Here is a 13,156-nt window from a genome sequence, read left to right on the forward strand (position 1 = left end):
AATTACGATCACCACATCTGCCCTTGGTAATCCAGGCCGAGTGACTCAGACTTTCTGAAACCGTATTCCAGGGCATTACGGTTGCCACATCGGGATCCTGCAGACCCGCCCCAGAGATTTGTTCAGCCCAGATGTGAACATGCACCGCCAAAACAGCCGCTACAATTGGCATTGCGTATTGTGCCGGGGACATGGTCTGGGGTTGGCCCCAAGTTAGCTCGCCCTTTCCAGCATCGCCACGTCAATCCAACCAAACTTGGCCAGTTGATAAAGGATCAAACTGCACCGATCACATAAGCTTGGGCGTGTGTTTTCACAGGCTGATCTCCGGTTTGCGGAGGAGGCGTCTTGAGGAATTTAGTCATATGTACGAGCCGGCATGTGCTCTGCCCCCGACGTGAACCATCAAGAACAGAGACTATTCAACCGGATTTATTCAGTATGGGGCCTCCACATCATTCATCGAGACGTAGACTGTCTTCATCTCGCTGAAGTGGTTGATTGCCAGTTTCGAGTTCTCGCGACCGACGCCCGACATCTTAGATCCGCCGAACGGTGCCTCAACCGGGGCCAGGTTATAAGTGTTGATGTAACAAGTCCCCGCCTCAAAACCTGCCACGATGCGGTGGGCGCGGGTTAGGTCGTTGGTGAAGACGCCGGCGGCCAGACCGAATTCAGTGTCATTGGCACGGGCCAAAACCTCTTCTTCGGTGTCGAAGTCCAGCACCGACATCACCGGGCCGAAAATCTCTTCGCGCGCGATTGTCATATCGTCCTTAACATCGGCAAAAACCGTGGGCTGCATGTAGAAACCATCGCCTTGGACCCGTTCGCCGCCATAGATCAGCCGCGCGCCTTCAGCCTTACCCTTTTCGACATAGCCAAGCGCGATATTCATCTGGTTTTCGCTGACCATCGGGCCAAAGTTGACCTCTTCATCCATCGGGTCGCCGATTTTCGCCGTAGCGAGGCGTTCAGACAGGCGCTTAAGGAACGCTTCTTTGATTCCCTTTTGCACAAAAACTCGAGTGCCGTTGGAACAGACCTGTCCCGAGGAATAGAAATTTCCCAGAATGGCGCCTGACACGGCATTTTCGATGTCGGCATCGTCGAACACGATCATCGGGGACTTGCCACCCAATTCCATGGTGACATGTTTCATGCCATCGGCGGCAGCAGCGTACACCTTGCGGCCCGTTGGAACCGACCCTGTTAGCGAGACCTTGGCCACTCGGGGGTCGGTCACCAGGCTGGCGCCTACATCACCGTAGCCCTGAACAACGTTATAGACGCCTTTGGGTGCACCTGCCTCGATCAAAATCTCGGCTACTTGCAATGCCGACAGCGGAGTAGTCTCGGAAGGCTTGAAGATCATTGTGTTTCCGCACGCCAACGCCGGGGCACCCTTCCAGCAAGCGATCTGCGTCGGGTAGTTCCATGCCCCAATGCCCACACAAACGCCCAGCGCCTCGCGGACGGTATAGACAAAATCCCCGTCTGCCAGAGGGATATGTTCGCCGGTCAGCGAGGCCGCCAGACCGCCAAAATACTCCAGCGCATCCGCGCCGCTGGTAGCGTCGGCCACCAGCGTTTCCTGCAGAGGTTTGCCGGTATCATGGGTTTCGATAATCGATAAGTCACGATTGCGATCCCGCATGATGTCGGCCGCGCGTCGCAGCACACGGCCTCGCTCGGTGCCCGATAGGGCAGCCCAGGCCGCTTGGGCCGATTTTGCGCTGTTTAGAGCCTTTTCAACAATCTCAGGCGTGGCGGAATGTAGCCGTGCGATGACCTCTCCGGTGGCGGGGAAGATAACGTCGATGGGCGCGCCATTGGTGTCCTCGACATACTCGCCATTGATGAAGTGGCTGGCCTTGGGTTGAAACTTCATGCCGGTTCCCTTTGTGTTCAGAAATCTCTTTAGGCAAAGAGATCGCGTACGTTGAGGATCGAACTATCGATTATTGACTGATCAGTCAATCAAGTCGCAAATTGGCAGGATCTCGCCTAATACAAAGGGTCTTCCCTTGAAACGAAAGGTTAATGTTCTATTTATGTTCTACACAGTCAGAGGATTACCCGATGGCCCAGAACATGCGAAATTCCGCCCTGAGCGGCCCGACAAACGACTATCACCTGCTGCCAGTTACAGATCGGCAGATGCGCTTTGCCCGCGCCATCGCGCAACAATCAGCGCTTGAGATTCCGGTCGAGGCGCAGCGTGACCGCAAATCCCTGTCGGACTGGATTTCAGCTCATAAGCCGCATGATCCGTCGCCCTTTGCAAACTACCCAACAGGTAAGCAGGTTGCTTTTGCCGAACGTATCTCGCGCAGCAAGCGCCGCCCGATCCCGTCCGAATGTTTCCGCGACAAACAAATGATGTCGCGCTGGATCGATCATAATAAATAGATCGCTCTATTTGCCGTGGTTGCGCGCGTATAGCGCGACGGCGGCGGCCACAAACATGCCCAACAGGATGTAACCCGTCACAGCCTCGGCCACAGCCAGCCCACGGCAAAAGCCAGTTGGGGACATGTCCCCATATCCGACCGTTGTGAAGGTGACGTATGAAAAATACAGAATATCGGCTGGCCCTTCGGCGCCGATCACACAATGGTCGTTATATCCAAACGCGCCGTAGACGGCTGCGAACAGGAATGGCACGACCTGGATGAAGGACACCCCCATCAGGAACAACAACCTCCGGGGAGATTTCACCTGGGTCATGTAGTACCAGGACTGCGAGGCGATCCAGATCAGAAGGCCTACCGAAGAAAGAGTGCCAATGGTGTCGCCTGCAGTAGCTTCGTTCAGGCGCGACAGACCGTACCACGCAAGAAAGCTTGCCAAGACCAGCCCAAGCGCCGCCAGCAAAGTTGATTTCCATTCTTCCAGGGTTCTGGGTTCGTGGGTCATGAGCGCTCCGTCGGTTGGGCTTGCGCACAATCATCCGATTTCAAACGCAGCCTGCAAGCTGATTTCAGTCAGAGCCCAGATGTTCCTCGCCCCGCGCGCGGGCCAGCTGTATCTGCTTTTGCCGCTCGCGAAACCGCGCCTTGTCCTGTTCTGAAGTCTCATTGATACACCGATGGCAGGATACGCCATGCTCGTATTCAGGGCGTTTCACATCTTCGGGCAGGATCGGGCGACGGCAACCATGGCACAGCTTGTGTGGGCCTTCGACCAGACCATGACCAACTGAAACGCGGTTGTCGAAGACAAAACACTCACCCTGCCAAGTGCTGTCTTCGGGTGGCGTTTCTTCCAGATACCTCAGGATGCCACCCTTCAGGTGATAGACATCCTCGACCCCTTGCCCCAGCAGATAATTGGTGGATTTTTCGCACCGGATGCCACCGGTGCAGAACATGGCAACGCGTTTGTTGTGAAAGCGGTCCTTGTTCTGTTCCCACCACGCCGGGAAATCGCGGAAACTGGCTGTGTTAGGGTCTATTGCACCCTCAAACGTGCCAATCGCCACCTCGTAATCGTTGCGGGTGTCGATCACCACCACATCATCTGATCGGATCAGCGCGTTCCAGTCCTCAGGCTCGACGTAATTGCCGACATTTGCGCGGGGATCGACATCGGGTTGCCCCATAGTCACGATCTCTTTCTTTAACCGCACCTTCATCTTGCCGAAGGGCGGATGGTCCGAGGTCGCCTCTTTCCACTCAAGATCAGTGCATCCTGGCAACGCACGGATATGCGCCAGAACCGCGTCAATCCCGGCACGAGGACCGGCGATGGTGCCATTGATCCCTTCCTGCGCCAGCAGCAGGGTGCCTTTCACCGACTGCGCGCGGCAAAGCTCCTGCAAAGCCGGGCGCAGCGCATCGGGGTCGGTAAAACGCGTGAAATGATAGAGGGCAGCGATTGTGTACATGTGGGCGATCTAATGCCCTTGGCAAAAACACACAAGAGACCGCATTGACGATACCCGCTGCGCACCATACCGATAACACGACTTTAGGAGGCCAGCATGTCCCACGCCCTGCTCGTTATCGATGTTCAAAATGACTTCTGCCCCGGCGGCGCGCTTGCCGTTGCCGGAGGGGACGAGATCGTCGCACCGATCAATGCGATCATGGATACGTTCGATACGGTGATCCTGACACAGGATTGGCACCCGGCGGGACATTCTTCATTCGCCAGTTCTCATACTGGCAAAGCGCCGTTCGAGATGATCGACATGCCTTATGGCCCTCAGGTCTTGTGGCCCGATCACTGTGTTCAGAGCAGCGCAGGCGCGAACTTCCATCCGGATTTGCGAACAGATGGCGATCTGATCATCCGCAAGGGATTTCGCAGCGCTATCGACAGCTATAGCGCGTTTTTCGAAAACGACCATTCCACGCCCACTGGTCTAAAAGGCTATCTTGAGACGCGCGGGATCACGCAGCTGACCATGGTCGGTTTGGCGACAGATTTCTGCGTGCATTATTCGGCGGTAGATGCGGCACAGCTGGGGTTTGATGTCACTGTCTTAAGCAACTTGTGCCGCGCCATTGATATGGACGGATCTTTGGCTGTCGCAGAGCAGGCCATGCGCGCAGCAGGTGTGACACTGGCCTGAGGATCAAAGCGCGGCACCATGCTCGGCCAGCAGTTTCAGAAACACAAACAGGATCACGGCAAGACCTAACGCGAAACCGATACGCCCAGAAACCGTGCGACGCTTTGGACGCACTGGTCTTGGGCGTGGCGCTTGCAATGGTCGCTCGGGCATTTTCCGGTTCACGGTCCCGGGCTTTGCGGTCCTGATATGGCCCAAGAAGTGATGGAAATCGAACTCACCACTATACTCTCCCTGGACACCCATATTCCGGATATTCGCAAAAAGACGCTTTAGGATCAGGAGGCGATCTTCAGCCTCTTCTGGCCGAAAATAACCTCGGGCAAGATGCCCATCCGACTCGTCCAGGCTAAATCCTGATTCCAGAAATATTCTGCGAATCTTGGGCGATGCAGCGCGCAAAGCGTCTGCCGTCTTGATATCCCTGAACCGCGCCCGCACCGGGGGCCGCCCAGTTATCGATGTTTGCCCATGCTCAGGATCAACCTCATCCGGAGCTATTGCAACAATGTCAAAATCGTACTCGAGACTCATTCACTAACTTCAACCTTCAGTTCCATCCCCAGCCCTCACTAAAGCGTGAAGGAAACCCACAATAAGCCCGTAATGTGTTCTGTCGTGGGCATTGTTCCCAATTCCGCGACTCTTGCCATTTCGTGCTCCGATTGATCTAACAACGGAAATTGCAGGAGGTCCCCATGGTCGATATCGCGACGCGGGTCTACAATCATAAATGGAAGATTGACCCGATTATCCGGTCATTGATCGACACAGATTTCTACAAACTGCTGATGTGCCAGTCAGTGTTTCGAAATAAGCCCCAAACCGATGTGGTGTTTTCGCTGATCAACCGGTCGAATCACGTGCCATTGGCCCGTTTGATCGATGAAGGCGAGCTACGCGAGCAGTTGGATCACATCCGCTCGCTAAGTCTGAGTCGTGGGGAAAGCACGTGGTTGCGGGGCAATACATTCTACGGCAAGCGTCAGATGTTCCGCCCGGATTTCATGGAATGGTTCGAGAACCTGCGCCTACCCCCTTACCATCTGGAGCGTAAGGGTGATCAGTATGAGCTGACCTTTGAGGGTAAGTGGCACGAGGTCATGCTATGGGAGATCCCGGCGCTGGCCGTACTGATGGAATTACGCTCACGCGCGGTTCTGAACGATATGCGCCGGTTCGAACTACAGGTGCTCTATGCCCGTGCAATGACACGCGTATGGGAAAAGATAGCCCAGCTTCGCACTATTGAGGGGCTTGGGATCGCGGATTTCGGCACGCGGCGGCGGCATTCCTTCCTTTGGCAGGACTGGTGTGTGCAGGCCATGATTGAAGGTTTGGGCTCGTCCTTTACCGGAACGTCCAACTGTCTGATCGCAATGCGACGCGAAGTTGAGGCTATTGGCACCAACGCACATGAACTACCTATGGTGTATTCTGCGCTCGCCGAAGACGACGCCGCGCTTGCCCAGGCGCCCTATGACGTCCTTAGCGACTGGCACGAGGAACATGATGGAAATCTGCGCATCATTCTGCCCGACACGTATGGCACCAAAGGGTTTCTGGACCGCGCGCCTGACTGGCTGGCAGGCTGGACCGGCATTCGCGTTGACAGCGGCGACCCAGCAACCGGCGCAAAAATCGCAATAGACTGGTGGAAATCACGCGGCGAAGACCCGACGCAGAAGCGGGTTATTTTCTCGGACGGGTTAGATGTGGACAAGATACGCGAATTGCACGCTCAGTTCGCGGATCAAACCAATGTCTCGTTCGGCTGGGGTACGTTGCTGACCAATGACTTCCGCGAACTTGTACCGAATGACGCATTGGCTCCCTTTTCGCTAGTCTGCAAGGCGGTCTCGGCCAATGGCTACCCGACGGTCAAACTATCTGACAACCCGGAAAAGGCGATGGGACCCGCCGAGCAGATTGAGCGGTACAAGCGCGTCTTTGGCGTTGGAGCGCAGGAGCCGATCGAAGTGATCGTTTAGCCGTGGTAGGCCGCAACCGTCTTGAGCTGCGAGAACCCATAAAGCGCCTCGAACCCTTTTTCGCGGCCATGGCCGGATTTTCCAACGCCGCCAAAAGGCAGCTCGACACCTCCGCCCGCGCCGTAGTTGTTAATGAACACCTGCCCCGAACGCAAACCCTTGGCCAGCCGCATCTGCCGCCCACCATCTCGGGTCCAGACGCTAGCAACAAGGCCATATTCGGTGCTATTTGCTATGGTTAGAGCCTGTTCTTCGGTGTCAAACGGGATCAGAACCTGTACGGGGCCAAAGATCTCATCCCGCGCCAAGGCATGATCGGGCGGCACATCCGAGAACAATGTGGGCCGGACATATGCGCCGGATTCGGGTGCGCCAGCCGCAATCTGGCCCTCGGCGGCAATCGCCAAGTCCGAGCCTTGGTGAAGGAAACCGGTCACGATTTCTTTTTGCCGTGTTGAGATCAGCGGACCGACGCGCAAATCCTGGACCGCCGGTCCAACGGTGAGTTCTTGATAGGCAGTCGCCATACGGGATTTCACCGCATCATATACACCGCGCTGCACCAGAATGCGCGACGAGGCCGAGCAGGTCTGGCCCGCATTCTGTATACCCGCATTCACCAGATACGGCAGCGCGGCATCCAGATCGGCGTCATCGAAAACCAGTTGCGGCGACTTGCCGCCCAGTTCCAGTGTCACCGGAACAACGTTTCGACCCGCCGCCTGCTGAACCAACGCGCCAGTCGCGACCGAACCGGTGAATGAGATGTGATCCACACCCGGGTGTGCCGACAGGGCCGCGCCCGCCTCAGCCCCCAGGCCGGGCACCACATTCAGGGCACCAAGCGGAAGGCCCGCCTGTATCGCCAGATGCGCGAAGGCCAGTGCGGTCAGGCAGGCCTCTTCCGCCGGTTTCAGAACACAGGCGTTACCCATTGCCAGCGCCGCCCCGACAGAACGGCCAATGATCTGCATCGGATAATTCCACGGCACGATGTGGCCGGTCACACCGTGCGGCTCGCGCAACGTGTAGACGGTATAGCCATCCAGATAGGGAATGGTCTCGCCCATCACTTTATCCGCAGCACCACCATAAAATTCGCAATACCGCGCCAATGCTACCGCATCTGCCCGCGCTTGGGTCAGCGGTTTGCCGACATCCATCGCCTCTAGCTGTGCCAGTTCATCCACTCGGTCCAGAACCAGTTGCCCCAGTCGGGTGAGAATACGCCCTCGCTCCAGGGCCGTCATGCGACCCCAATCGCCATCGCACGCGGATCGGGCGGCCCGCACTGCAGCGTCGATATCGGTTTCGCCACCTCGAGCGATCTGGCAAATTTCGGAACCGTCCGAGGGATTCACCAGCGGCAAGGTTTGACCTGACGCGGGCATTTTCCATTCTCCGCCGATCAGGCAAAGGTTGGGATCGAACCAGAGGGGGTTAGTCATCGGAAGCTCCAATATCAGGCTCTATACAAGGGTTTTTCATGCAGCGCCTCGTCCAGTCTCCGGCAATTTCGGTGCCGCATTGATCAGAGTTCTTGTGTAAGGATGCTGAGGCTCTGTGAAGACTTGCTCGGTTTCACCCTGTTCCACAATCTTGCCGGCCTGCATCACCAACACACGGTCGGTGATGGTTCGAACCACGCTCAGGTCATGGCTGATGAACAGGTAAGTCAGATCGTAAGCCGCACAAAGCTCGGCCAGCAGGTCGAGAATTTGGGCGCGGACCGAGACATCCAGCGCCGAGACAGCCTCATCAAACAGGATCAACTCGGATCGAATAATCAGAGCGCGCGCAATAGCGATACGTTGCCGCTGCCCACCCGAGAATTCGTGAATGTAGCGGCCCGCATCATCGGGGCTTAGGCCAACGGCGGTAAGCATCTCAGCGACGCGATCCTGCCGTTCAGAACCGGTTGGCGGGGTGTCCAGCAAATGAAATGGCTCGGTGATCAGGCGCGCGACCCGGTGGCGAGGATTGAAGCTGCCATAAGGGTCCTGAAACACCACCTGCATCTTGCGTCGCACTGCCAGATTGGGTTTGTGGCCGGTGAAAACAGGCTGACCATCAAGGGAAATGCGGCCTTGCTGCACCTCCTCCAAGCCCAAAATAGCTCGTGTTAGGGTCGATTTTCCACAACCGGACTCTCCTACCAGCCCTAAACGCTCCCCCCGATTCAGGGTAAAGCTGACATGATCGACGGCCCGATGATGACCGGGCGTGGCAAACAGGCGCGTTCGGGGCAGACGGTAGTCCCGCACCACGTTCTCGACCTCAAGCAACGCTCGCGGTGCAGGAGAGGTCGGCAGGTTGACTTGATGCCCCGAAGCTTCGAACAGCATACGGGTGTAAGGGTGCTGCATATGGCGCAGGAGATGATCTGTTGCGCCCGTTTCAACAACCTCCCCATGCCGCATGACCACAATCTGATCCGCCATGTCTGCAACCACCGCCAAATCATGCGTGATCATCAGCAGACCCATGCCATACTCCGACACGAGCCCTTTAAGCAGATCAAGGATTTGCGCCTGCGTGGTCACATCAAGCGCCGTTGTCGGCTCATCCGCGATCAACAGTCGGGGGCGCAGTGCAATCGCCATGGCGATCACCACTCGCTGGCGCTGACCGCCTGACAGTTCGTGAGGATAACGCTTCAACGGAAACCTGTCGGTTGGCAATCCAACCCGGGCCAGAACCTCTTCGGCCCGAGCGCGCGCTTTGGCCGGGGGCATGGCCTTGTGGATCAGGATAGTCTCCATAACTTGATCGCCGATGGTCTTCACCGGGTTCAGGGCAGTCATCGGCTCTTGGAAAACCATTCCGATCGCAGCGCCCCGCAACGCACAAATCTCGGCCTCAGACCGGTTCAGTAGGTTCTGGCCCTCTAACTCTAGCACCCCATCTACTTCGGCATCGTTTGGCAGCAACTGCATCACGGCAAAGGCTGTCATTGATTTGCCCGAACCGCTTTCTCCGGTCACAGCCACGATCTGCCCAGGGGCAATCGACAGGTTGATCTTCTTTAAAATCGGCGTGCCATGGATAGCCAACGAGAGGTCCTTGATTTGCAAAAGACTCATGCGCGGGCCACCCGTATCCGAGGGTCCAACCAATCGCGCAAGCCATCTCCCAGAAGGTTCAGGCCCAGAACCGTCACGATGATGGCAAGACCTGGAATCAGAGCCAAATGCGGGGCAAAACTAACCATCGTCTGCGCATCGGCCAGCATTCTGCCCCAGCTTGGCGTAGGGGGTTGCGCACCAAGACCGACATAGGACAGCCCAGCCTCGGCCAGAATGCCAAGTGAGAACTGGATTGTTCCCTGAACAATCAGCAGATTGGCGACATTGGGCAGGATATGTTCAGCCGATATCCGTGCCGCGCCTTTGCCTGACACGCGGGCGGCAAGGATAAACTCGCGCTCCCAAAGAGACAAAGCTGCGCCTCGGGTGATGCGGGCAAAAACGGGGATGTTGAAGATACCGATGGCGATGATCGCGTTAATGGCCCCGGCACCAAAGACGGCAGTGATCAGAATGGCGATGACGAGAGAGGGGAATGCAAAGACCAGATCATTGCCGCGCATGATGAATTCATCTAGCCACGATCCACTGCGCGCAGCGGCGGCCAGACCCAAGGGGACGCCCAGCGCCATACCAATCCCGACCGCGACCAGCGCCACCGCAATCGAGGTGCGCGCACCAACCATGATCATCGAGAACATGTCGCGTCCGAAATGATCGGTACCGAACCAGTGCTGCGCGCTGGGTGGCTGCAGCTTGGCCGGAATGCTCAGCGCGGCGTGGTCGTATGGGGTCCAGACAAAGGACACCAGCGCTGCCAACACCACCAGTGAGGACAGCGTCGCGCCAAGGATCAGGTTGCGGCTCATGTCCTGCTCCTCAGCCTTGGATCGACTGCGGCATAGGCCAGATCGACAAAAAAGTTCACCATGATAACGGCAAAGACCAGCAGCATAACGACCGATTCCACGACGATCAGATCGCGCGCCGATATGGCCTGAAAAACCAGCCGCCCGAGGCCGGGTAGATAAAACACCTGTTCGATGATGATCGAACCCGCCAGCAGGAAGGAAAATTGGAGTCCAATGATCGTCAGTACTGGGATCAGAGCATTCCGCACTCCGTGTCGCCAAAGCGCCTGCCGACGCGAAAGGCCCTTGGCGCGTGCAGTGCGCATAAAATCCTCGGCCAGAATATCCAACAGAGCCGAGCGCATAACCCGCGCAAGGATCGCCGCTTGCGGCAGGGCCAATGCAATGGCTGGAAGGGTCAGCGAATGTAGACCGGTCCAAATGCCGTTCTCCCAACCCGCGAAACCGCCGGCATTGAACCAGCGCAAATTGATGGCAAAGACCAGCACCAGCATCATCGCGAACCAGAAATTCGGCACCGCGATACCAAGCTGAGTCGCACCCATCACGGTCAGATCACCCGGTTTGCCGCGCCGTGAGGCTGCGTAGATACCGGCGGGGAAAGCAATCAGCGTGGACAGGGTTAGCGCGTATAAAGCCAGCGGCAATGACACCCACAATCGATCTGCGATCATCTGCGACACGGGTGTGCGATAGGTGTAGGACGTACCAAAATCCCCAACCAGCATCCCGCCGACCCAGTTAAAGTACCGCTCGATCTTCGAGACATCGAGGCCCAGTTCAGCTCTCAGCGCAGTCAATGTATCGGCCTGCGCGTTCACGCCCAGCATGAACGACGCCGGATCACCGGGCGCGACCTCGATCACTGCAAAGATGACAACCGAGGCGACAGCCAGGCTCAGGATCAGCGACAGCAGACGTTTGAGGGCGTAGCGGAGCATTTGGAAACGTTAGGGTCACATCCCGTGTGGGTCCAGCGCCTAAGGCTCGAGAAGATAGACAAAAAGAAACCCGCCAAGCCAGAATCCTTGTGGGTTTCATGGTGCAACAGTTCGCGCCGGGGCGCTGGCCATCGCCCCGGTCCAACTCTGTTCTTCTATTCGGACCAACTGATCCCGGTCAGATCGATCGCTGCCGTAGGTGCGTTTTCCCATAGCCCCTCAACACCGGCCTTGGCCACGCCAAGCTTGGCAAGTTGAAACAGGTACCCGTTGACGTAATCGGTCGAAATCAAGCGCTGTGCCTCACCCAGCAAACGTGTGCGCTCATCAGGGTCCGTGGTCGAATTCAGCGTGTCCATCAATGCCTGAAAGTCGGTGCTGTCATATTGGAAGTAATAGTCGGGCCGGGCATAAATACCGATATCCATCGGCTCGGTATGGCTGACGATGGTCAGGCCAAACTCCTTGCCCTTGAACACGCTTTCCAGCCACTGCGCCCATTCCACATTGATGATCTCGGCGGTGATGCCAATATCGGCCAGTTGCGCAGCGATGATTTCACCCCCGCGTCGGGCGTAGGAAGGCGGCGGCAAGTGCAGCGTGGTCTCGAACCCATCGGGATACCCGGCCTCGGCCAGCAGCGCCTTGGCTTTTTCCGGGTCATAGGCCGAATTGCCGGTCAAATCGACGTAAGCCGGGTTATGCGGAGCAAAATGCGTACCGATGGGTGTGCCATAGCCGAACATAGCCCCATCAATGATGGCCTGCCTGTCAATCGCGTGGGCCAATGCCTGTCGGACCAATATGTCATCAAACGGGGCTTGTTTGTTGTTGGTCGACAGAATGGTTTCCCCCTCGGTCGAGCCGACAAGAACCTGAAAGCGCGGATCAGCCTCGAACTGCGGCAGATTCTCGGGTGCGGGGAAGTTGTCGAACACGTCCACATCCTCGGCCATCATGGCGGCAAAGGCGGCGGTCGGATCCGAGATGAACTTAAACGTTGCGGTCTCTAACGCGGGCTGTTCGCCCCAATAGTTGGGGTTGCGATTCAGGATGATGCTGTCACCCTGCAGCCAGTCAGAGAAGGTGAAGGCCCCCGTGCCAACCGGGTTGGTCTTGATATTCTCGATGCTTTCGGGCGCAACGATCACCGCGTCACCCCAGGCGAGATTGAAAAGGAAGTTCCCGTTCGGCTCATTCAACGTCACCTGAACGGTCAGGGGGTCCACCACCTCGACACTTTTAATACCCGCAAACAAAGCCTTCTGCGCGTTGGCGCTGTCTTCTGCCGTGGCGCGATCAAGGGTAAACTTGGCGTCCTCGGCATCCATCGTTGTGCCATCGTGAAATGTCACACCGTCGCGCAGCTTGAATGTGTAAACGGTACCGTCATCCGAGATTTCCCAGCTTTCGGCCAGCCCCGGCACCACCGAGCCATCGCCCATGAACCGGGTCAGGCCTTCGAAGATATTGGTGTAGACAACCGAATCGATAGCCTGCGCTGCAGCGCTGGTCGGGTCCAGATGCGGTGGCTCAAGCTGCATGGCGATGGTGATGTCAGATTTGGCCATGGCCTGCGTGGCAAACAGGCCCGCGCCAAGGACCAGGGCCGACGCGAACGAGCGAAAGCGCTGCTTTGTCATGAAAATCTCTCCCCACTGAAATTGGCTAGCCCTGCTTTTTTCGGGCCGATCTGCGACCAATGTCCTCGCAAACCCGAGGTCAATCAAGGAATTGTTGGCGCAAC

The 13,156-nt window shown here is 57.1% G+C and carries 12 protein-coding genes; 3 read left to right on the forward strand and 9 right to left on the reverse strand.

Annotated features, from left to right (window positions below; all coding sequences use genetic code 11):
- Positions 1-436 precede the first annotated feature (436 nt).
- Positions 437-1,891: a betaine-aldehyde dehydrogenase gene (betB, locus tag ACR0AH_RS09305; protein ID WP_480591581.1), complete on the reverse strand. Its 1,455-nt coding sequence runs from the start codon at positions 1,889-1,891 to the stop codon at positions 437-439.
- 191 nt (positions 1,892-2,082) lie between these two features.
- On the opposite strand from betB, the gene ACR0AH_RS09310 reads away from it, so the two are divergent.
- The gene (locus tag ACR0AH_RS09310; protein ID WP_170394874.1) at positions 2,083-2,412 is read left to right on the forward strand and encodes a hypothetical protein; all 330 of its coding nucleotides are present in this window, start codon (positions 2,083-2,085) and stop codon (positions 2,410-2,412) included.
- A gap of 6 nt (positions 2,413-2,418) precedes the next feature.
- On the opposite strand, the gene ACR0AH_RS09315 is transcribed toward ACR0AH_RS09310, so the two are convergent.
- Together ACR0AH_RS09315 and trhO are read right to left on the reverse strand one after the other, a co-directional pair.
- Complete coding sequence (locus ACR0AH_RS09315; protein ID WP_170394876.1) at positions 2,419-2,919, reverse strand: potassium channel family protein; 501 nt, start codon at positions 2,917-2,919, stop codon at positions 2,419-2,421.
- 64 nt (positions 2,920-2,983) lie between these two features.
- Positions 2,984-3,889, reverse strand: coding sequence for an oxygen-dependent tRNA uridine(34) hydroxylase TrhO (gene trhO, locus ACR0AH_RS09320; protein WP_480591584.1), 906 nt, complete (start codon positions 3,887-3,889; stop codon positions 2,984-2,986).
- A gap of 96 nt (positions 3,890-3,985) precedes the next feature.
- Here trhO and pncA point away from each other — a divergent pair, with 96 nt between their 5' ends.
- Positions 3,986-4,579: a bifunctional nicotinamidase/pyrazinamidase gene (gene pncA / locus ACR0AH_RS09325; RefSeq protein ID WP_170408552.1), complete on the forward strand. Its 594-nt coding sequence runs from the start codon at positions 3,986-3,988 to the stop codon at positions 4,577-4,579.
- A 3-nt stretch (positions 4,580-4,582) separates the two neighbouring features.
- Here the strand turns inward: pncA and ACR0AH_RS09330 are convergent, their stop codons facing one another.
- Complete coding sequence (locus ACR0AH_RS09330) at positions 4,583-5,113, reverse strand: hypothetical protein (protein WP_170514119.1); 531 nt, start codon at positions 5,111-5,113, stop codon at positions 4,583-4,585.
- Between the two features lie 164 nt (positions 5,114-5,277).
- Here ACR0AH_RS09330 and pncB point away from each other — a divergent pair, with 164 nt between their 5' ends.
- The gene (gene pncB, locus ACR0AH_RS09335) at positions 5,278-6,570 is read left to right on the forward strand and encodes a nicotinate phosphoribosyltransferase (protein WP_170394888.1); all 1,293 of its coding nucleotides are present in this window, start codon (positions 5,278-5,280) and stop codon (positions 6,568-6,570) included.
- Here the strand turns inward: pncB and ACR0AH_RS09340 are convergent.
- The 5 genes from ACR0AH_RS09340 to ACR0AH_RS09360 form a co-directional block, all read right to left on the reverse strand.
- Positions 6,567-8,018, reverse strand: a complete 1,452-nt coding sequence (locus ACR0AH_RS09340) for an aldehyde dehydrogenase family protein (RefSeq protein WP_480591588.1) — start codon at positions 8,016-8,018, stop codon at positions 6,567-6,569. The two genes, pncB and ACR0AH_RS09340, sit on opposite strands and share 4 nt — an antisense overlap.
- 36 nt (positions 8,019-8,054) lie before the next feature.
- Complete coding sequence (locus ACR0AH_RS09345) at positions 8,055-9,653, reverse strand: dipeptide ABC transporter ATP-binding protein (RefSeq protein WP_170733939.1); 1,599 nt, start codon at positions 9,651-9,653, stop codon at positions 8,055-8,057.
- The gene (locus tag ACR0AH_RS09350; RefSeq protein WP_170408556.1) at positions 9,650-10,465 is read right to left on the reverse strand and encodes an ABC transporter permease; all 816 of its coding nucleotides are present in this window, start codon (positions 10,463-10,465) and stop codon (positions 9,650-9,652) included. Before ACR0AH_RS09350 ends, ACR0AH_RS09345 begins: the two co-directional genes overlap by 4 nt.
- On the reverse strand, positions 10,462-11,409 hold the full coding sequence (locus ACR0AH_RS09355) for an ABC transporter permease (RefSeq protein ID WP_170426057.1): 948 nt from the start codon (positions 11,407-11,409) through the stop codon (positions 10,462-10,464). The genes ACR0AH_RS09350 and ACR0AH_RS09355 overlap by 4 nt, the downstream gene beginning before the upstream one ends.
- A gap of 155 nt (positions 11,410-11,564) precedes the next feature.
- A complete protein-coding gene (locus ACR0AH_RS09360; RefSeq protein ID WP_480591592.1) occupies positions 11,565-13,052 on the reverse strand; it encodes an ABC transporter substrate-binding protein in 1,488 nt (495 codons plus the stop codon).
- Positions 13,053-13,156: the final 104 nt, after the last annotated feature.

The sequence above is a fragment of the Ruegeria sp. AM5 genome (assembly GCF_056540645.1).

Coding starts and splice junctions, on each gene's coding strand:
- betB (WP_480591581.1), bottom strand. CDS start 1,891: ATGAAGTTTCAACCCAAGGCCAGCCACTTCATCAATGGCGAGTATGTC.
- ACR0AH_RS09310 (WP_170394874.1), top strand. CDS start 2,083: ATGGCCCAGAACATGCGAAATTCCGCCCTGAGCGGCCCGACAAACGAC.
- ACR0AH_RS09315 (WP_170394876.1), bottom strand. CDS start 2,919: ATGACCCACGAACCCAGAACCCTGGAAGAATGGAAATCAACTTTGCTG.
- trhO (WP_480591584.1), bottom strand. CDS start 3,889: ATGTACACAATCGCTGCCCTCTATCATTTCACGCGTTTTACCGACCCC.
- pncA (WP_170408552.1), top strand. CDS start 3,986: ATGTCCCACGCCCTGCTCGTTATCGATGTTCAAAATGACTTCTGCCCC.
- ACR0AH_RS09330 (WP_170514119.1), bottom strand. CDS start 5,113: ATGAGTCTCGAGTACGATTTTGACATTGTTGCAATAGCTCCGGATGAG.
- pncB (WP_170394888.1), top strand. CDS start 5,278: ATGGTCGATATCGCGACGCGGGTCTACAATCATAAATGGAAGATTGAC.
- ACR0AH_RS09340 (WP_480591588.1), bottom strand. CDS start 8,018: ATGACTAACCCCCTCTGGTTCGATCCCAACCTTTGCCTGATCGGCGGA.
- ACR0AH_RS09345 (WP_170733939.1), bottom strand. CDS start 9,653: ATGAGTCTTTTGCAAATCAAGGACCTCTCGTTGGCTATCCATGGCACG.
- ACR0AH_RS09350 (WP_170408556.1), bottom strand. CDS start 10,465: ATGAGCCGCAACCTGATCCTTGGCGCGACGCTGTCCTCACTGGTGGTG.
- ACR0AH_RS09355 (WP_170426057.1), bottom strand. CDS start 11,409: ATGCTCCGCTACGCCCTCAAACGTCTGCTGTCGCTGATCCTGAGCCTG.
- ACR0AH_RS09360 (WP_480591592.1), bottom strand. CDS start 13,052: ATGACAAAGCAGCGCTTTCGCTCGTTCGCGTCGGCCCTGGTCCTTGGC.